The organism is Stenotrophomonas oahuensis, assembly GCF_031834595.1.
In the GTDB taxonomy this organism is placed as follows: domain Bacteria; phylum Pseudomonadota; class Gammaproteobacteria; order Xanthomonadales; family Xanthomonadaceae; genus Stenotrophomonas; species Stenotrophomonas oahuensis.
Window position 1 is genome coordinate 3,262,381 of sequence record NZ_CP115541.1, and the last position, 18,042, is coordinate 3,280,422.

15 protein-coding genes and 4 tRNA genes are annotated in these 18,042 nt (G+C 67.5%); 16 read left to right on the forward strand and 3 right to left on the reverse strand.

Translation table 11 applies throughout. The features are described from left to right. The first annotated feature begins 32 nt into the window (after positions 1–32). Together PDM29_RS14475 and PDM29_RS14480 are read left to right on the forward strand one after the other, a co-directional pair. On the forward strand, positions 33–446 hold the full coding sequence (locus tag PDM29_RS14475; RefSeq protein WP_311193797.1) for a type IV pilin protein: 414 nt from the start codon (positions 33–35) through the stop codon (positions 444–446). 67 nt (positions 447–513) lie between these two features. After that, positions 514–590: transfer RNA gene (locus tag PDM29_RS14480), tRNA-Asn, on the forward strand. Between the two features lie 44 nt (positions 591–634). Here the strand turns inward: PDM29_RS14480 and PDM29_RS14485 are convergent. After that, entirely contained in the window at positions 635–1,186 is a 552-nt protein-coding gene (locus PDM29_RS14485; RefSeq protein WP_311190794.1) for a GspH/FimT family protein, read from the reverse strand. 150 nt (positions 1,187–1,336) lie between these two features. Here PDM29_RS14485 and uvrB point away from each other — a divergent pair, with 150 nt between their 5' ends. From uvrB to PDM29_RS14545, 12 genes are all read left to right on the forward strand, one after another. Next, positions 1,337–3,361, forward strand: coding sequence for an excinuclease ABC subunit UvrB (uvrB, locus tag PDM29_RS14490; RefSeq protein ID WP_311190795.1), 2,025 nt, complete (start codon positions 1,337–1,339; stop codon positions 3,359–3,361). Between the two features lie 106 nt (positions 3,362–3,467). Continuing rightward, positions 3,468–3,542: transfer RNA gene (locus PDM29_RS14495), tRNA-Val, on the forward strand. Positions 3,543–3,711: 169 nt separating this feature from the next. Then, a complete protein-coding gene (locus PDM29_RS14500) occupies positions 3,712–6,090 on the forward strand; it encodes a DNA internalization-related competence protein ComEC/Rec2 (protein ID WP_311190796.1) in 2,379 nt (792 codons plus the stop codon). A 3-nt stretch (positions 6,091–6,093) separates the two neighbouring features. Beyond that, positions 6,094–6,768, forward strand: a complete 675-nt coding sequence (locus tag PDM29_RS14505; RefSeq protein ID WP_311190797.1) for a MotA/TolQ/ExbB proton channel family protein — start codon at positions 6,094–6,096, stop codon at positions 6,766–6,768. A gap of 3 nt (positions 6,769–6,771) precedes the next feature. Beyond that, positions 6,772–7,197 (forward strand): ExbD/TolR family protein, encoded by a 426-nt coding sequence (locus PDM29_RS14510; RefSeq protein ID WP_311190798.1) that lies wholly within the window; start codon positions 6,772–6,774, stop codon positions 7,195–7,197. Continuing rightward, a complete protein-coding gene (gene msbA, locus PDM29_RS14515; RefSeq protein ID WP_311190799.1) occupies positions 7,194–8,945 on the forward strand; it encodes a lipid A export permease/ATP-binding protein MsbA in 1,752 nt (583 codons plus the stop codon). The genes PDM29_RS14510 and msbA overlap by 4 nt, the downstream gene beginning before the upstream one ends. Next, positions 8,945–9,967, forward strand: coding sequence for a tetraacyldisaccharide 4'-kinase (gene lpxK, locus PDM29_RS14520; RefSeq protein WP_311190800.1), 1,023 nt, complete (start codon positions 8,945–8,947; stop codon positions 9,965–9,967). The genes msbA and lpxK overlap by 1 nt, the downstream gene beginning before the upstream one ends. Positions 9,968–10,009: 42 nt before the next feature. After that, positions 10,010–10,783 (forward strand): 3-deoxy-manno-octulosonate cytidylyltransferase, encoded by a 774-nt coding sequence (kdsB, locus tag PDM29_RS14525; protein ID WP_311190801.1) that lies wholly within the window; start codon positions 10,010–10,012, stop codon positions 10,781–10,783. A gap of 98 nt (positions 10,784–10,881) precedes the next feature. Beyond that, complete coding sequence (locus PDM29_RS14530; protein WP_311190802.1) at positions 10,882–12,291, forward strand: hypothetical protein; 1,410 nt, start codon at positions 10,882–10,884, stop codon at positions 12,289–12,291. Next, on the forward strand, positions 12,288–14,135 hold the full coding sequence (gene uvrC / locus PDM29_RS14535) for an excinuclease ABC subunit UvrC (protein ID WP_311190803.1): 1,848 nt from the start codon (positions 12,288–12,290) through the stop codon (positions 14,133–14,135). Before PDM29_RS14530 ends, uvrC begins: the two co-directional genes overlap by 4 nt. A 9-nt stretch (positions 14,136–14,144) precedes the next feature. Beyond that, positions 14,145–14,768, forward strand: coding sequence for a CDP-diacylglycerol--glycerol-3-phosphate 3-phosphatidyltransferase (pgsA, locus tag PDM29_RS14540; protein WP_311190804.1), 624 nt, complete (start codon positions 14,145–14,147; stop codon positions 14,766–14,768). Between the two features lie 46 nt (positions 14,769–14,814). Next, positions 14,815–14,890, forward strand: a tRNA-Gly gene (locus tag PDM29_RS14545). A 56-nt stretch (positions 14,891–14,946) separates the two neighbouring features. Here PDM29_RS14545 and PDM29_RS14550 read toward each other — a convergent pair. After that, on the reverse strand, positions 14,947–16,200 hold the full coding sequence (locus tag PDM29_RS14550; RefSeq protein WP_311190805.1) for a type II toxin-antitoxin system HipA family toxin: 1,254 nt from the start codon (positions 16,198–16,200) through the stop codon (positions 14,947–14,949). Then, entirely contained in the window at positions 16,197–16,547 is a 351-nt protein-coding gene (locus PDM29_RS14555; protein ID WP_311190806.1) for a helix-turn-helix domain-containing protein, read from the reverse strand. Before PDM29_RS14555 ends, PDM29_RS14550 begins: the two co-directional genes overlap by 4 nt. Positions 16,548–16,726: 179 nt before the next feature. Here PDM29_RS14555 and PDM29_RS14560 point away from each other — a divergent pair, with 179 nt between their 5' ends. Both PDM29_RS14560 and PDM29_RS14565 read left to right on the forward strand, forming a co-directional pair. Beyond that, positions 16,727–17,836 (forward strand): NAD(P)/FAD-dependent oxidoreductase, encoded by a 1,110-nt coding sequence (locus tag PDM29_RS14560; protein ID WP_311190807.1) that lies wholly within the window; start codon positions 16,727–16,729, stop codon positions 17,834–17,836. An 85-nt stretch (positions 17,837–17,921) separates the two neighbouring features. Then, positions 17,922–17,997 (forward strand) — tRNA-Gly (locus PDM29_RS14565). Positions 17,998–18,042: the final 45 nt, after the last annotated feature.

The window sequence follows — 18,042 nt, forward strand, 5'->3', positions numbered from 1 at the left end:
CCTCCAACCATCTGCTGAAGAGAGTCAAATCCATGAATGTCTCCGCTGCGCGCGTCCGCGGCTTCACCCTGATCGAGTTGATGATCGTCGTAGCGGTCGTCGCCATCCTGGCGACGATCGCGGTGCCGGCCTATGCCGACCATGTGCGCAAGTCGCGTCGCGCCCAGGCAAAAGCCGACCTGGTCGAGTACGCGGCGCTCGCCGAACGCTTCCATTCGGTGAACAACACGTACGAAGGTTTCACCTTCCCGAACGGTGAGGGCAGCATTGCATCCCCGCGGGAGGGCGGCACTGCGGCCTACACCATCACCATGGATGCCGGGTCGAGAACGTTCACGTTCACCGCTACGGCCGGCGAGGCACAGTCGAAAGACAAGTGCGGCAACCTGTCCGTCAATCAGGCCAATGTCAAAACCGCAGGTGGCGAGCTGCACGAGTGCTGGTAATGCAACAACGTGCTGAGCCTGCGGGGGCTTGCAACAGGGCAGGGCGCTCATTACAATGCGCCTCCCCGCCCGAATAGCTCAGCCGGTTAGAGCACTTGACTGTTAATCAGGGGGTCGTTGGTTCGAGTCCAACTTCGGGCGCCAGATCTCAAAAAGCCTCGCAGCAATGCGGGGCTTTTTTTTTGCCTTCAGAAAGGGCAGGGCGTTGGCTGCGGCACGCGCCTGGCGCGTGTCCGTCCCACGTTGTTGACGATGACCTGGCTGTGCAGCGTAGGTCCCGCACAGATGCTTACCGTCAGGTTGCTGCCGCTGCTGCGCCCGTCGCGCTGGAAGCGTAGACGATGGCGGCCGAGGCTGGCACCCGCCCGCACGCTCTTCGCGGTCGAACCCGGCTGGAAGCGCAGAATGTCCTCTTCGGCGATCGGGACCGGGCTGGGCCCGTGGTCGCGATAGATCAACCATCCGCGGCTCCAGTCCCCGCCGCAGCGCCAGCCGTCCTCGCTTGCGCAGACGGCAATCGGGCGGTGACGCGTGATGGCGGTGTTCCGCGCCATGTTGAAAGCGGTAGCCATCTGCATGCGCACCATGTCGGCCCGCAGGCGGGTCACCAGACCGCCGAATGCGGGCACCGCCAGCGCGCAGAGCAGCGCTGCCAGCGCCAGTGCGCAGGTCAGCTCCAGCAGCGTCCATCCCCTGAATACACGGCGGGGGGGCTGCACAAGCGGGTAGGGGCGGGGCATGGCAATGGCGTCCTGGGCAGGGGCATCCACCGTGCCTTGCGGGGGGTGCCCTGAACATCGGCGGCGGCCACATCCGCGCGTAGTCCCCTTCCTCAGCCAGCCGTCACCCAACCCCCCGGTATACTGTGGGGCCCGGGTACTGGCAGCACCATGAGCGACCGTTTCGAACTCGTCTCTCCGTATTCGCCTGCCGGCGACCAGCCGGCGGCCATCGAGAAGCTCACCGCCAACTTCGAGTCCGGCGTCGCCAAGCAGACCCTGCTGGGCGTGACCGGCTCGGGCAAGACCTACACCATCGCCAACGTGATCCAGCAGGTGCAGAAGCCGACGCTGATCATGGCCCCGAACAAGACCCTGGCCGCACAGCTGTATGGCGAGTTCAAGGCGTTCTTCCCGCACAACGCGGTGGAATACTTCGTCAGCTACTACGATTACTACCAGCCCGAGGCCTACGTGCCGTCGTCGGACACCTTCATCGAGAAGGACAGTTCGATCAACGAGCACATCGAGCAGATGCGCCTGGCCGCGACCAAGACCCTGCTGTCGCGCCCTGACGCGATCGTGGTCGCCACCGTTTCCGCGATCTACGGCCTGGGCGCGCCAGAAGACTACCTGTCGCTGCGCCTGATCCTGTCCACCGGCGAGCGCATCGACCAGCGCGACCTGATCAATCACCTCACCCAGCTGCAGTACACCCGCAACGAGTACGAACTGCAGCGCGGCAGCTTCCGCGTGCGCGGCGAAGTGATCGACGTGTTCCCGGCCGAATCGGACAGCGAGGCAGTGCGCATTGAACTGTTCGACGGCGAGGTCGAGCAGATCAGCATGTTCGACCCGCTCACTGGTGAAAGCCTGCGCAAGCTGCAGCGCTACACCGTTTACCCCAAGACCCACTACGCCACCACCCGCGAGCGCGTGTTGGCTGCGGTTGAGACCATCAAGGTCGAACTGAAGGAGCGGCTGGAGCAGCTGTACGCGCAGAACAAGCTGGTGGAAGCGCAGCGCCTGGCGCAGCGCACCCAGTTCGACCTGGAAATGATGGCCGAGGTCGGCTACTGCAACGGCATCGAGAACTACTCGCGGCACCTCACCGGCAAGGCCGCCGGCGAGCCGCCGCCGACCCTGTTCGACTACCTGCCGCCGGACGCGCTGCTGGTGATCGACGAATCGCACGTGACCATTCCGCAGATCGGCGCGATGTTCAAGGGCGACCGTTCGCGCAAGGAAACCCTGGTCGAGTTCGGCTTCCGTCTGCCGTCGGCGCTGGACAACCGCCCGTTACGTTTCGAGGAATGGGAAGCGCGCTGCCCGCGCAGCATCTACGTGTCGGCCACGCCGGGCCCGTACGAGCTGCGCGAAGCCGGCGATGAAATCACCGAACTGGTGGTGCGCCCGACCGGCCTGATCGACCCGGTGGTCGAGATCCGACCGGTGGCCACCCAGGTCGATGACCTGATGAGCGAGGTCAACGAACGCATCAAGCTGGGCGACCGCGTGCTGGTTACCACGCTGACCAAGCGCATGGCCGAGAACCTCACCGAGTACCTCACCGAACACGGCATCCGCGTGCGTTACCTGCACTCGGACATCGACACTGTCGAGCGTGTGGAGATCATCCGCGACCTGCGCCTGGGCAAGTTCGACGTGCTGGTGGGTATCAACCTGCTGCGCGAAGGCCTGGACATGCCGGAAGTGTCGCTGGTGGCGATTCTGGATGCGGACAAGGAGGGCTTCCTGCGTTCCACCGGTTCGCTGATCCAGACCATCGGCCGCGCCGCGCGTAACCTGCGCGGCAAGGCGATCCTGTATGCCGATCGCATGACCCGCTCGATGCAGGCGGCCATCGATGAAACCGATCGTCGCCGCAGCAAGCAGGTGGAGTTCAACGAAGCGCACGGCATCGTGCCGCGTTCGGTGGCGCGTCCAATCGTGGATGTGCTTGAAGGCGCGCGCTCCGATGCGGCCGAGAAGGAGTCGCGTGGCAAGGGCAAAGGGCGAGGCAGCAAGGTGGCCGAGGAAGCGGTGGATTACCGCACGCTGGAGCCGGCACAGATCGCCAAGAAGCTGCAGCAGCTGGAGCAGAAGATGTACCAGCACGCCCGCGACCTGGAGTTCGAAGACGCGGCCCATGTGCGTGACCAGATCCGCCAGTTGAAAGAGGCCAGCCTTGGCTGAACGATCGTTCGTGAAATACCTTCACAAAAGTGTTGCGCTTGCCTCGGTGCATCCGTAATATACGCGGCCTGCACCGACGCAAACACGGCGGACGCAGCGAGAAATCGGGCGGTTAGCTCAGCGGTAGAGCACTACCTTGACATGGTAGGGGTCACAGGTTCGAACCCTGTACCGCCCACCACTCCTACCTCAGCGGTGGCAGTGGGAACAGACGAAAAGCCGGCCTTTGGGTCGGCTTTTTGCTTTTCAGACTTTCTGTCCCGGCACGGCGGCAGTTTCCGATACGGCACCCCGCCAGACCCTGATATCCGCTTGCCGGGCGAATCCCGAGCATGGGTGGATTCTGGCTGATGGGCCGCCCCGTGATTCCGCTTCCCCTGTTTGGCAAAGCCTGCGCGGCGGCCCTGCTGGTCGGGGTATGTGTGGTGGTGTACGCGCCCGTGCTGCTGCCTGCGAGCTGGGCGCTCGCCGCCGCGGTGCTCGGGTTGGTGGCGTGGCTGCGCTGGCCGCGCGGCCGCTGCTGCGGCGCGCTGCTGCTCGGGCTGGGCTGGGCGGCGCTTCACGGCCATGCGCGGTTGGACGCGCAGCTGACGGTCGATGTGGCAAAGCGCGCGGGGATGCTGCAGGGTCGGGTGATCGATCTGCCTCGGCACAGTGAACTCAGCACCCGCTTCACCTTCCGCGTGGACAACCACGCCGAGATCCCGGCCGCATTGCGCGGTCGCGACCTCGTCCTGAACTGGCACGACCCCCGCAACGGGGACCCGCCCAGCGCCCGGCACCAGGTGAAGGCCGGCTCGCGCTGGAGCCTGCAGGCGCGCCTGCGTCCGCCGCGCGGCCTGCGCAATCCGGGCGGCTTCGATGCCGAGCGCCAGGCCCTGCTGCAGGGCATCGCCGGCACCGGCTCGGTGATCGCGCCTGATCAGGCCCGGCCACTGGCCCTTCCAACCGGGCTGCCGGCCTGGCGGGAGCGCATGGCCGCCGCCATTGCCGCCCAGGTGCAGGGGGACAGCGCCCGCTTCATTCAGGCCCTCGCGCTGGGCGACACGCGCGGTTTGACCCCGCAGGACTGGGACACCCTGCGCGCGCTCGGCCTGACCCATCTGATCGCCATCTCCGGGCTGCACGTGACCATGGTGTCCTTCGCGGCGGGCTGGCTGACCGCACAGGGCTGGCGGTTCTTCCCGCCGCTGCCCCGGCGCTGCCCCAGCCATGTGGCCGGTGCCGTGGTCGGGGTGCTGGCGGCGCTGCTGTACGCGGCCGTCGCCGGGTTCGCGCTGCCCACGGTGCGCACTGTGCTGATGGTGGCCGTGCTCGCTGCTGCGACCTGTTCACGCCGGCCCGCCCCGACCGGGCAGCTGCTGGCGCTGGCGGTGTGGGCGGTGCTGGCGTGCGACCCCTTGTCGGTCCTCGCCCCTGGCTTCTGGCTCAGCTTCGGCGGTGTGCTGTGGCTGATGTGGTGCCTGCGGGAGCGGATGACGCGGGTGCGCGCGTTTCTGGCAGCGCAGGCGGTGGCCACGCTGGCGCTGAGCCCGCTCACCGTGGCGATGTTCGGGCAGGCCTCGCGCGCCGGGCCGCTGGTCAACCTGCTGGCCATTCCCTGCTGGGGCAGCGTGGTGGTGCCGCTGGCCCTGGTCGGCACCGCGCTGGAAGCGCTGGTCGACGGGGCAGGGCGCTGGCCCTGGCAGCTGGCGGCATGGTGCTTCGACGCCAGCTGGCAGCTGTTCGGGCGGGTGGCGGAACAGCCGTGGGCGCTGTGGTGGGTGCCGCAATCCGCGCCGTGGGCCCTGCCGCTGGCGTTGCTGGGCGTGTTCTGGCTGCTGCTGCCACGCGCCGCCGGCGCGCGCCTGCCGGCCACGCTGCTGTGTCTGCCACTGCTGTGGCCGATGCCCGCACGGCTGCAGCCGGGCGAAGTGGAACTGCAGGTCATCGACGTGGGGCAGGGGCTGGCGGTCTGGGTGCGCACCCGCAGCCACACGCTGCTCTACGACGCCGGCCCTGCCAGTGTGGGCGGCTTCGATGCCGGCGAACGGGTGGTAGTGCCGGCGCTGCAGGCGGTGGGAATGGCGCGCGTGGACCAGGTGCTGCTCAGTCACACCGACCGCGACCACGCCGGCGGCCTGGGCGCGGTACGTCGGGCGTTCCCGCAGGCCTCCGTGCAGGCCCCGCCGGGGGCGCTGCAGGCTGCGGCCGCGTGTCACGCCGGGCAGCACTGGCACTGGGACGAGGTGCGTTTCGAACTGCTGCATCCCGCACCGGACAGCGCCTACGACGGCAACGCCAGCAGCTGTGTGCTGCGGATCGAAACCCCGCATGGGGCGGTGCTGCTGGCCGGCGACATCGGTCACCGCGAGGAAGCCGTCCTGCTGCGCGACGGCGCGGGCACGCTCCGCGCGGACGTGGTGGTGGTGCCCCACCATGGCAGTGCCGGCTCGTCCAGCCCGGCCTGGGTCGAAGCAGTGTCGCCACGGCTGGCACTGGTCTCGGCCGGGCATGGCAACCGCTTCCGGCACCCGCGCCCGGAGGTGGTGGCGCGCTGGCAGGCGGTCGGGGCCGAGGTGCTGAACACGGCCGACAGCGGGGCGCTGCGCGTGTGGCTGGGGCCGCAGGGGCTGCAGGTGCGTGAACAGCGGCTTTTCGAGCGCCGTTGGTGGGATGCCGCGGAGCAGGCGCGGTCGGCTGCTATTCTATCGGCCAGCAAACAGGCGGCCAGTGGGCCGGAGGGTTGAAACGTGTGGGAACTGGTCAAGGCCGGTGGCTGGCCGATGGTGCCGCTGCTGCTGTTGGGCGTTCTGGCTTTGGCGATTGTCCTGGAGCGTTTCTGGACCTTGCGGCGTAACGAGGTGCTGCCCCCGGGGCTGGGCCAGGAAGTGCGCAACTGGGCCGCGCGCGGCAAGCTCGATCCCAACCACATCCAGTCGCTGCGGGCCAACTCGCCGCTGGGCGCGCTGCTGGCCGCCGCACTGGAAGCACGCAACCGCCCGCGCGACCAGATCCGCGAACGCATCGAAGATGCCGGGCGTCACCTCGTGCACCGCATGGAGCGCTTCCTCAATGCGCTGGGCACCATCGCCTCGACCGGTCCGCTGCTGGGCCTGCTGGGCACTGTGATCGGCATGATCCAGATGTTCCTGGGCATCCTTGACCATGGCGTGGGCGACGTGAACCAGCTGGCCGGCGGCATCGGCAAGGCCCTGGTGTGCACCGCCACCGGCATGATCGTGGCCATTCCGGCGCTGATGTTCCATCGCTATTTCAAGGGCCGCATCAACGGCTATGTGATCGAAATGGAAATGGAGGCGTCCGCGCTGCTGGACGCGCTCGACGGCCGCCCGGGGGTGATGAACACCGCCGCCCGTGCACCGGCTGCGCCGGCCGCTGCCGCACCCGTCACGGCCAAGGGCTGACGGATGCGCATCCGCAACGACCGGGTCCAGGACGAACCGCACATCGATCTGGTGCCCCTGATCGATGTCATCCTGGTGCTGATCATCTTCTTCGTGGTCACCACCACCTTCGACGCGCGTTCCACCCTGCAGGTGCAGCTGCCCACCGCCAGCCAGCAGGACAACAGCGAGCCGCCGCGCGCCCTGAGCGTGCTGGTGAATGCCGAAGGCCGTTACTTCATCAACGACCAGGAAGTGCTGCGCACCGACGTGGAGTCGGTAAAGCAGACCATCGCCGCCGTGGCCGGTGACGACCGCGAGCAGACCGTGCTGCTGCGCGCCGACGCCCGCACCCCGTACCAGGCCGTGGTCACCGCCCAGGATGCCCTGGGCCAGCTCGGTTTCCGTCGCATCGCCATCGCTACCGCGCCGGAGGTGCGTACTCCATGAGCAACAAACAACACGCGCCGATCTGGCCGATCTACAAACGCCTGCTCGGCTACACCAAGGCCTACTGGGTGTTCATGGTGGCGGCCGTCATTGCCATGGTGGTGGAAGCGCTGGCCGGCTATCACTTCACCAAGCTGATGGACCCGCTTGTCAACCGTGGCTTCGTCAACCCCGAGCCGCGCATGGCGGTGATCCTGCCGCTGACCATTCTGGGCCTGTTCCTGATGCGCAGCCTGGCCACCCTGGTCAGTGACTACACCCTGGCCCGCACCGGCCGCAGCGTGGTCCGCGACCTGCGCGAGCAGGTGCTGGAGAAGTATCTGCACCTGCCGTCGTCGCACTTCGACACCGAAGCCACGCCGGTCATGGTCAGCCGCCTGAACTACGACACCGAGCAGGTCACCCAGGCCAGCGCCGACGCGCTCAAGACCCTGGTGGCCGACACCCTGACCATCATCGCCATGCTGGTGGTGATGCTGCAGATGAGCGTCAAGGTGACCGTGGCGATGCTGGTGGTGGTGCCGCTGATCGGCGTCATCGTCTCCATCGTGGGCAAGCGTTACCGTCGCATCAGCCGTGGCATCCAGGACGGCATGGGCAACATGGCGCAGACCGCCGAGCAGTCGCTGGCCGCGCAGCAGGAAGTGAAGGTGCACGGCACCCAGGCGCATGAAATCTCGCGCTACGCCCGCCTCGCCAACCGCATGCTCGGCCTGAACATGAAGGTGGAAACCACCCGCGCGTTCGCCTCCAGCACGGTGCAGTTCCTGGCCGCGCTGGCGCTGGCGGTTATCGTCTGGGTGTCCACCCGCGAAGCCCTGGCCGGCCGCCTCAACGCCGGTCAGTTCATGGGTCTGATGACCTCGATGATGGCCATCATTCCGTCGCTGCGCCGCCTGACCAGCGTGCAGACCTCGATCTCGCGCGGCGTGGCCGCCGCCGAGCGTCTGTTCGGCATTCTGGACATGCCGGTCGAACGCGATGAAGGCACGAAGAAGATCGGTCGCGCGCGCGGTGAGCTGGCGTTTGAACACGTCATGCTGCGCTATCGCGAAGACACCGGCGTGGCGCTGGATGACATCAGCTTCGTGGCCAAGCCGGGTACCGTCACCGCCATCGTCGGTCGTTCGGGCAGCGGCAAGACCAGCCTGATACGGCTGGTACCGCGCTTCTATGAGCCCAGCGGCGGCCGCATCACCCTGGATGGCGTGGCGCTGGATGACTATCCGCTGGCCGACCTGCGCCGGCAGGTGGCGATGGTCGGCCAGAAGGTCATGCTGTTTGACGACACCGTGGGCGCGAACATTGCCTACGGCATGGACGCCACCGACGAACAGATCCGCGCCGCCGCTGAAGCCGCGAACGCCTGGGAATTCATCGAGCGCATGCCGCAGCAGCTGCAGACCCCGGTCGGTGAGAACGGTGCGCTGCTGTCCGGCGGCCAGCGTCAGCGCCTGGCAATCGCGCGGGCGATCCTGCGCGACGCGCCGGTGCTGATCCTCGACGAAGCCACCGCGGCCCTGGACAACGAATCCGAACGGCTGGTGCAGGACGCGCTGCAGCGTCTGATGCCCGAGCGCACCACGCTGGTGATCGCGCACCGTCTGTCCACCATCGAGCATGCCGACCAGGTGCTGGTGATGGATCACGGCCGCATCGTCGAGCGCGGCACCCACGCCGAACTGCTGACCATGGGCGGCCTGTACGAACACCTGCACAGCATGCAGTTTCGCGAAAGGCAGTCCTGATGGCCGCCAAAGGCACCCAGACGCCGTCGTTCTGGTACGACGGCAGCCCCGTCCCGTTGGGCGTGCGCCTGATCGCGCCGCTGTTCGGCGCGGTGGTGGCGCTGCGCCGTCGCCTGTACCGCCGCCGCTGGCTCAAACAGTACACGCTGCCGGTGCCGGTGCTGGTGATCGGCAACGTCACCGCCGGCGGCACCGGCAAGACCCCGCTGACCATCGCGCTGGTGAACCGCCTGCGCGAGGCAGGCTGGAAGCCGGGCGTGGCCAGCCGCGGCTACGGCCGCGAGCAGGCGGAGGTGGCACGCTGGGTCGAGGCCACCACGCCGACCGCACTCGGCGGCGACGAGCCGGTACTGATCGCCTACAAAACAGGGGTGCCGGTGCGGGTCGATGCCGACCGCGTGGCCGCCGGGCGCGCGCTGATCGAAGCGGGCTGCGACATCATCGTCTGCGACGACGGCCTGCAGCATTACCGCTTGGCCCGCGACGTGGAAATTGAAGTCGTCGACGCACAGCGTCGCTACGGCAACGGCCGCCTGATGCCGGCCGGACCGCTTCGCGAACCCGCCAGCCGCGCGCAGGAATGCGACTTCCGCGTGGTCAACCTGGGGCAGGCCAGTGCCGATCCGGCGGCCGTGAGCGCCTGCGGATTCGGCGAATGGGCCATGCAGCTGCACATCGACACCGCGCTGCCGCTCAGCGGTGGCCGTGCACGCGCGCTGTCGCACTTCCGTGGCCAGCGCGTGCATGCGGTGGCCGGTATCGCGCATCCGCAGCGCTTTTTCGACATGCTGCGTGCGGAAGGTATCGGCGTGGTGCCCCATGCGTTCGCCGACCACCATGCCTATGTGCCGGCTGATCTGCGTTTCGGCAGTGAGCTACCGGTGCTGATGACCGAAAAGGACGCGGTGAAGTGCAAGCCGTTCGCCAACGAATGGCATTTCGCCGTGCCGCTGTCGGCGGAGCTGCCGGCGGCGTTCTGGGTCAGTCTGCTCGACCGCGTGGATAAACTCGGCAAGCGCTGAGCGCCACGGTTTTCACCCTGCATCATTGAAAAGAAGGTTTCCATGAGCCAGCCCGTCGACTTCGTCGTTGCCATTCCGGCCCGTTACGCCGCCTCGCGACTGCCGGGCAAGCCGTTGCGCCTGATCGGCGGCACGCCGCTGGTGCTTCGCGTGGCCGAACGCGCGCTGCAGGCCGGCGCGCGCGAGGTGTGGGTGGCGACCGACGACAACCGCATTGCCGAGGCCCTGGCCGGGCTGGACGGCGTGCGCGTGGCGATGACCGCCAGCGACCACGCCTCCGGCACCGACCGCCTGGCCGAATGTGCGCAGCAGGCCGGCTGGAGCGACGACACCCTGGTGGTCAACCTGCAGGGTGACGAACCGTTTGCCCCGGCCGAGGGCATCCGTGCCGTCGCCGAGGCACTGGTCTACAGCGGCGCGCACATGGCCACCCTGGCCACGCCGGTGGAAGACGCGCAGACCCTGTTCGACCCGAACGTGGTCAAGGTGGTGCGCCAGCAGAACCTGGACGCGCTGTACTTCAGCCGCGCCCCGATTCCGTGGCACCGCGATGCCTTCGCACGCTCGCGGGACACCTTGTCCGGCCCGCATTGGCTGCGGCATATCGGCATCTACGCCTATCGTGCCGGCTTCCTGCGCCAGTTCGCCGCGATGCCGCCCGGTACGCTGGAGCAGCTGGAATCGCTGGAGCAGCTGCGCGTGCTCGAGGCCGGCTACCGCCTGAGCGTGGCGCTGTCGCCGGCCGCGTTCCCACCCGGCATCGACACGCCGGAAGACCTGGAACGCGCCGAAGCCTGGCTGGCAGCGCAGCACTGAACCCGGCGGTGACCGGTGGCCCCGCCGGCTGGACCGACCGTCCACAATTTGACGTTGGCACGACGGTTGCATGACGCCGAGTCCGGCATAATCAGCGCATGAACGTACAGCCTGTGCAGGACCTGCCGGAATTCGCCACGTGGCTCAACGCCGCGCCGTCCACCCTGACCGAAATGCGCGGCCGCCCCGTCGCGCTGGCCTTCGTCAACGCCGCCTCGGTGTGGTGCGCGCAGCGCCTGGCCGAGCTGGAACAGTGGCGCTCGCGCAACCCAGGACGCCTGCAACTGCTGGTGCTGCAGGTACCGCGCTTCGACCACGAACGCGAACCGGAGCAGGCGCTGAAGCTGCTGCGCCGGCAAGGCCTGAGCGCGCCCGCGCTGCTGGATGCGGACTGGGACGGCTGGCGTCGCTTCAACGTGACCGCCTGGCCGACCCTCGTCCTGCTGGATGCGCAGGGACGTGAGGTGGACCGCCTGGTCGGCCTCGGTGACGACATGGAGCGCACGCTCAACGCCTTGTGCCAGGGCAGCCGCCCGCTGGACGGCGAATCCACGCCGCGCGAGCTGCACCCCGAGCCGCGCGGGCCGCTGCGCTTCCCGATGGGGCTGGTCGCCACCACCGAGCGCCTGTACATCGCCGACAGCGGCCATCACCGCATCCTCGAATGCAGTCACGGCGGGCGCGTGCTGCGCCAGTTCGGTCTCGGCACCGCCGACATGATGGACGGCGGCCCCGGTGAGGCCGCCTTCAACCGTCCGCAGGGCCTCGCGCTCGAGCGCGAATGGCTGTACGTGGCCGACACCGGGAACCACGCGTTGCGCCGCATCCATCTGCTGACCGGGCAGGTCGACACCCTGTGCGGCAACGGCCGTCCCGGCGAACCCGCCGAAGGCGCGGTCAACGACCCGCGCCAGGCCTCGCTCAATCATCCGCAGGGCTTGGTGGTCGCCGACAACCAGGTGCACATCGCCATGGCCGGCGACAACCGCATCTGGAGCTACCACCTGGGCCAGCGCACGCTGAAGTGGCGCGCCGGCTCCGGTGCGATCGACGAGCGCGACGGCAGCGGCCATCTGGCCGCGTTCGCGCAGCCGGCCGCGGTGGCCGCCGTGCAGCAGGTGCTGTACGTGTGCGATGCGCTGGGTTCGTCGATCCGCTCGATGCAGCTGCGCGGTGACCTGGTGCAGACCCTGGTCGGGCACGGGCCGTGGTCGTTCGGCGACCAGGACGGTCCGCGCACCACTGCACAGCTGCAGTATCCGCAGGCGATCGCGCTCAGCCCGGACGCCCCGCTGCTGTGGATCGCCGATGCCGGCAACGGCCGTCTGCGTACCCTGCGCCTCGGCGGCGGTGATCTGAACACGCTGGAGCTGCCGCGCCGCCTGCACGGGCCGGCCGGTCTGGCGCTGGGCGGTGGTGCGGTGTGGATCGCCGAGACCGACGCCCATGCCGTGCTGCGTTTCGACCCGGTCAGCGGCGTGTTGAGTGACGTTCCGATCAGCGAATGACCCAGCCTTCCGCCCCGGCCTTTGATGGCAAGGCCTTCGCGGCGCACCTGAGCACCGCGCCCGGCGTGTACCGCATGTACGCCGCCGACGACACCCTGCTGTACGTCGGCAAGGCACGTGCGCTGCGCAATCGCGTCGGCAGCTATTTCAACGGCGTGCCCAAGACCGCACGGATCATGTCCATGCTGTCGCAGGTCGCGCGCATGGATGTCACCGTCACCCGTTCGGAGGCGGAAGCACTGCTGCTGGAAAACCAGCTGATCAAGTCGCTGTCGCCGCGCTACAACGTCTCCCTGCGTGACGACAAGACCTATCCGCAGGTGCTGTTGACCCGCGAGGAATGGCCGCGCATTGCGCTGCATCGTGGCCCGCGCGCGGTGCCGGGGCGTTACTTCGGCCCGTACCCGGGCGTCACCGCGGTGCGCGAAACGCTGAACCTGATGCACAAGCTGTTCAAGCTGCGCAGCTGCGAGGACAGCGTGTTCCGCAACCGCTCGCGGCCGTGCCTTCAGTACCAGATCGGCCGCTGCAGCGCGCCGTGCGTGGATCTGGTCGCAGCCGACGACTATGCCGAATCGGTACGCCGCGCCGCGCTGTTCCTGGAAGGAAAAAGTGACCAGCTGACGCGCGAGCTCGGCACCCAGATGCAGGCCGCCAGCGAAGCGCTGGAATTCGAGCAGGCCGCGCGCCTGCGCGACCTGATCACCTCGCTGCGCAGCATGCACACCCGCCAGTACGTGGACGGCCGCGCCGCCGACCTCGATGTGCTGGCCTGCGCCACCCAGGGAGCCAGCGCCTGCGTGATGCTGCTGTCGTTCCGTGACGGCCGCAACCTGGGCACGCGGCCGTTCTTCCCGCGCACCAACGGCGAGGAAAGCGCCGAAGAGGTGCTGGGCGCGTTTGTCTCGCAGTACTACGGTGAACACGCGCCGCCGCGCGAGATTCTGCTTGACCGCGAGATTCCCGATGCCAGCCTGATCGAAACCGCGCTGGCTGCGTCGGCCGAGTACAAGGTGCAGCTGAAGTGGAACGTGCGCGGCGAGCGCGCCGGCTACGTGGAGCTGGCCAGCCGCAACGCACAGATCACCCTGGTCAGCGAGCTCACCAGCCGCAGCGCGCAGCATGCGCGCAGCGAGGACCTGCGGCAGATGCTGGACCTGGCCGAGCCGGTCAAGCGGGTGGAGTGCTTCGATATCAGCCACACCATGGGCGAAGCCACCGTCGCGTCGTGCGTGGTGTTCGATGCCAGCGGCCCGGTGCGCAGCCAGTACCGCCGCTTCAACATCAGCGGCATCGAGCCGGGCGATGACTACGCCGCCATGCGCCAGGCCATCGACCGCCGCTTCCGTCGCGCGGTGGAAGAGCAGGGCGTGCTGCCGGACCTGCTGCTGATCGACGGCGGGGCAGGGCAGCTGGCCCAGGCCGAGGCGGCGCTGGCCGATCTGGGCGTGGAAGGGGTGATGCTGGTCGGCGTGGCCAAGGGCGCTGAGCGTCGCGCCGGGCACGAGGCGCTGGTGCTGCCGGACGGCCGCGAGTTACGCCCGGGGGCCGCATCGCCGGCGCTGCAGTTCATCCAGCAGGTGCGTGACGAGGCCCACCGCTTCGCCATCACCGGCCATCGCGGTCGCCGCCAGAAGGCGCGCATGACCAGCAAACTCGAGGATATTCCCGGCATCGGACCACGCCGGCGCGCCAGTCTGCTCAAGCATTTTGGCGGGCTGGTCGGGCTCAAGGCCGCAGGGGAAGCGGAAATCGCCAAGGTGGAGGGCATCAATGACGCCCTGGCCGCCCGCATCTACGCTAACCTTCATGGACTGCCCACGCCCCCCGCACTGGGCGAGTAGAGAGAACTGATGACGTTGACCCTCCCCACCTGGCTGACGCTGCTGCGGATCGTGATGATCCCGGTGCTGGTGCTGGTGTTCTATCTTCCCTATACGTGGACCAATTTCGCGTCCGCGGCGATCTTCGGCCTGGCCGCGCTGACCGACTGGCTGGATGGCTGGATCGCCCGCCGCTACAACCTGGCATCGGCCTTCGGTGCGTTCCTGGACCCGGTTGCCGACAAACTGATGGTGGCCGTGGCGCTGTTCCTGATCGTGCAGGGCCATCCCACCCCGTGGATGGCATTCTGGGCGGCGGTGATCGTCGGCCGCGAAATCGCCGTGTCGGCGTTGCGCGAATGGATGGCCGAACTCGGCCAGCGCGCGAAAGTGCGCGTGGCGCTGATCGGCAAGATCAAGACCACCGCACAGATGGTCGCGTTGCTGTGCCTGCTGTATTCGGTGGCCCCGAATACCCCGGTGAGTGACATCTGGATGGGCGAACCGGTGTTCCATGTGGGTGACTGGACGCTGGCCATCGCGGCCGTGCTCACGCTGTGGTCCGGCCTGCAGTATCTGCATGCGGCGTGGCCGAGCCTGCGTGAGGACGAACGTGCCGCGCGTGCGAACGCAAAAGCAAAAAAGAAGGCGTAAGGGCTGTTGACAGCCCCACATTTGGCTGTAGAATTTCGCCTCCCAAGCGGGAATAGCTCAGTTGGTAGAGCGCAACCTTGCCAAGGTTGAGGTCGCGAGTTCGAGTCTCGTTTCCCGCTCCAGATACAGAAAAAAGCGACCTTCGGGTCGCTTTTTTCGTGTGATGGGTGAACCCCTGCTATGCGCGGAACTCCGCATGAGCTGAAAAGGCGCTCGCCGTCAGTTCAATATCGGCACCGCTGATATGTGTTCTTCGTGCCGTCTCCCGCCAGCCATCGACCGCAGCCAGAACCTCTTCCAGGATTGTCTGGGCTTTGCTGTCGGCGAGGCCATAGAACACGGCGGTGCTTAGAACCGTATCCAAGCTTGGCCGGTTGTCCACATCGTCAATGTTCAAGACGTGTTCGCCCTTATCGATGTTCGGGTTGACGTCAAAGGCGGGTGCCAGCCGCCATCCGGTCTTTCCGAGCACGAAACCGTGGTTACGCAGATGGTCATCCCGGTTGCCGACGGCGACGTTGAAGGCAACACGGCGGAACAGCTGGGTCAGGTCTGCTTCCGCATGAGCGGCATCGCCTTGGGCGCGCAGGAACTGGGCCAGTTCGAGGTAGCTCGTGCCTTCGCTCTGCTCCTTGCGCAGCAGCGTCATGGCTGAGGCATAGAAGCGTCGCTGACCTTCAACGCGGTCGAAGCGTTGAACGCAGAAGGTGTGGAAATCGTTGTTCAGCCGGAGCAGTTTGGCTGGAGGAACATCGATACCGGCCGTCCGGGCAAGCGTATGCACGACGTATTCCCAAGCCCCTATGTCCCGGTCGTCATCCTTGGCGGGGAACTTGCCAATCCAGAGGGAACCATCGGTTTCCGTGAAGTTGGCCTTGGGCCGCGCACCGCCCAGGGAGGCGCCGGGTGCTACCAGAACGGCCAGCCATTTCCGCAGGGCGTCCAGATCATCGGTCCGGCGGCTGCTGAGTTGGTAAGCCACCGCTTCGAGCTCCCGCAAGGTCGTCACCGGCGGCGCGGCCATTTTTTCGTTGCCGAGGAAGGTCTCTGTACCGGTCAGGCGAAAGCGCAGGGCACCTTGGCGGGTGAAGTCCTGCACGCCGATCAGGAAGTTCCAGGCATACAGCGTGCGCGGTACCCGCTTCTCGTCCTTGGCCTGTAGTGCCTCGCGACGCTTCATCAGGGTCTGGCCCCAGCGATCGGGCGAGGAGTCCAGGAATACGCCGAAGTTGCCCAATTCCGGCTTCGGGAAAGAAGGATGTTCGTCGAGCGACAGGTCCGGATCGAGCGCAAATGCCCGAGGATCACCGAGCCATTCGCGGTCGTAGTGGAAGCGGATCTGGCCACGGTCATGTGCCAAGGTGCCAACCCGGCAGGCGGGGCCGAGATCGCTGTCGAGCCACACTTCCAACGCATTGTTCGGCAGATTCATTGCGTGCCCTTCGTATCGTCAGGCGATGAGGGCGCTGGCGCTGCAACCCGCTTGCTCGCGGCGCGGGGGCGGCGCGTTGGTGCCAAGGCCAGGTCCTGCAGCTTGCGACCCACCTTGTCGTCGGCCGCCAGGGTTTGGAGATCGTTTTCCAGTCCGAGTACGGCCAGTACCCGGACGTAGGAACCGAGCGTGGCCCCCGGATCACCGGCTTCCACCTTGTACAGCGTGGTCCGCGAAATGCCGGCGCGTTGTGCGACGACGGCATTGCTCAGCTTGCGTCGCAGGCGGGCAAGGCGTAGCCGCTCTCCCAACGCTGAGAGCAGGCGCTGTTCCTGGGGAAATATCACGGGCGGCTTACTAGGCATGTTCTCCATACTAGGCGATATCAGTTCTATTTGTCCATAATGGCGATATTTCGTGCGCGACGGGGGGCAAGGATCACTTCATGTTCGCTTCACCGTCGCCACATCGGCGGCCCGCGTGTGTCGGCCACGCTGCAGATCCCTTCTGCAGTGGCAACACGCTCATGACTTCTTCTTCTGCCTACGACTGGGACCTGGTGGTCGCCGGTGCCAGCTTCGCCGGTGCGGCATGTGCGCTGGCCGCCGCACAATATGGCCTGCGGGTGTGCGTGCTGGAGCGCAAGGCCGACCCCGGTGCACGTCTGCATACCACCGGAATACTGGTCAAGGAAGCGCTGGAGCAGACCTGGCTGCAGCACGCGCCGGATGCGCTGCTGCAGCGTGTCGAGCAGGTACGCATGTATGCCCCGAACCTGCGCAATGTGCTGCTGGCGGCACCCGGGTACTACTTCATGACCACCGACACGCCGAACCTGATGCGCTGGCTGGGCGATGAGCTGCGCCGGCACGGCGTCGACCTGCGCCTGCAGCAGCCGTTCACCGAGGCCCACCGCCACGGCGAGGGCTGGCACGTAGCCGGGGCGGGGCGCACCCGCTATCTGGTCGGCGCGGACGGGGCCGGCTCACGTGTGGCCCAGCGCACCGGGCTGGGCCAGGTGCAGGACTTCCTGTTCGGGGTGGAGCAGGAGTTCGCCGGCGCGTGGCTGCCGCAGGGTGGGGCGCTGCACTGCTTCGCCAGCCGCCGGTTCGCGCCGGGCTACATCGGCTGGGCGGCGCAGAACCCGACCGGCGTTCAGGTTGGGCTGGCCCTGCGCCATGATCCGGCCCAGGTCCGCCGGCCGGACATCGAAGGCTTCGTGCGCCACGTGCGCAGCGTGATCGGGCTGCCGGAGGGGCAGGGGTCGGACGCCACCCGGGCCGGGCTGATTCCGTGTGGCCCGTTGCAGGGGCCGCTGGCCGCCCCGGGCGTGATCCTGACCGGCGACGCGGCCGGGGTGGTCTCGCCGCTGTCGGCGGGTGGCATTCACGCCGGCTGGCGGCACGGCTGGACGGTGGGCGACGCCGTGGGCCTGCACCTGCGGGGCCGCGGGCCGACCCCGGAGGCGGTGGCGGCCCGCGCGGTGCCTACGTTCCGGCGCAAGCGCGCGCTGCGCTGGGCCATGGACCACCTGCAGCAGGACTGGCCGCTGGACCTGATGCTGGGGGCGGGCATGGTGCGACGTGCGGCCGAGCAGATCTACTTTCACCGGCGCGGGCTGCGCATGGACCGCTGAATACTGTCATCAAAGATGTTGACGACGTGAAGGAATCCCGACACAATAGCGCTCCTTCGACGACACGTCGTTGGGCAGCAAGTCTGCGGGAATAGCTCAGTTGGTAGAGCGCAACCTTGCCAAGGTTGAGGTCGCGAGTTCGAGTCTCGTTTCCCGCTCCAGATTTCGACAAGGCCCCTGTGGGGCCTTGTTTTTCTCCGCGGTGG

Bases quoted from the DNA above. Each gene is read 5' to 3' on its own strand.
- uvrB (WP_311190795.1), top strand. From the start codon at position 1,337: ATGAGCGACCGTTTCGAACTCGTCTCTCCGTATTCGCCTGCCGGCGAC.
- PDM29_RS14560 (WP_311190807.1), top strand. From the start codon at position 16,727: ATGACTTCTTCTTCTGCCTACGACTGGGACCTGGTGGTCGCCGGTGCC.
- PDM29_RS14530 (WP_311190802.1), top strand. From the start codon at position 10,882: ATGAACGTACAGCCTGTGCAGGACCTGCCGGAATTCGCCACGTGGCTC.
- lpxK (WP_311190800.1), top strand. From the start codon at position 8,945: ATGGCCGCCAAAGGCACCCAGACGCCGTCGTTCTGGTACGACGGCAGC.
- PDM29_RS14485 (WP_311190794.1), bottom strand. From the start codon at position 1,186: ATGCCCCGCCCCTACCCGCTTGTGCAGCCCCCCCGCCGTGTATTCAGG.
- msbA (WP_311190799.1), top strand. From the start codon at position 7,194: ATGAGCAACAAACAACACGCGCCGATCTGGCCGATCTACAAACGCCTG.
- pgsA (WP_311190804.1), top strand. From the start codon at position 14,145: ATGACGTTGACCCTCCCCACCTGGCTGACGCTGCTGCGGATCGTGATG.
- uvrC (WP_311190803.1), top strand. From the start codon at position 12,288: ATGACCCAGCCTTCCGCCCCGGCCTTTGATGGCAAGGCCTTCGCGGCG.
- PDM29_RS14500 (WP_311190796.1), top strand. From the start codon at position 3,712: ATGGGCCGCCCCGTGATTCCGCTTCCCCTGTTTGGCAAAGCCTGCGCG.
- PDM29_RS14550 (WP_311190805.1), bottom strand. From the start codon at position 16,200: ATGAATCTGCCGAACAATGCGTTGGAAGTGTGGCTCGACAGCGATCTC.
- PDM29_RS14510 (WP_311190798.1), top strand. From the start codon at position 6,772: ATGCGCATCCGCAACGACCGGGTCCAGGACGAACCGCACATCGATCTG.
- PDM29_RS14475 (WP_311193797.1), top strand. From the start codon at position 33: ATGAATGTCTCCGCTGCGCGCGTCCGCGGCTTCACCCTGATCGAGTTG.
- kdsB (WP_311190801.1), top strand. From the start codon at position 10,010: ATGAGCCAGCCCGTCGACTTCGTCGTTGCCATTCCGGCCCGTTACGCC.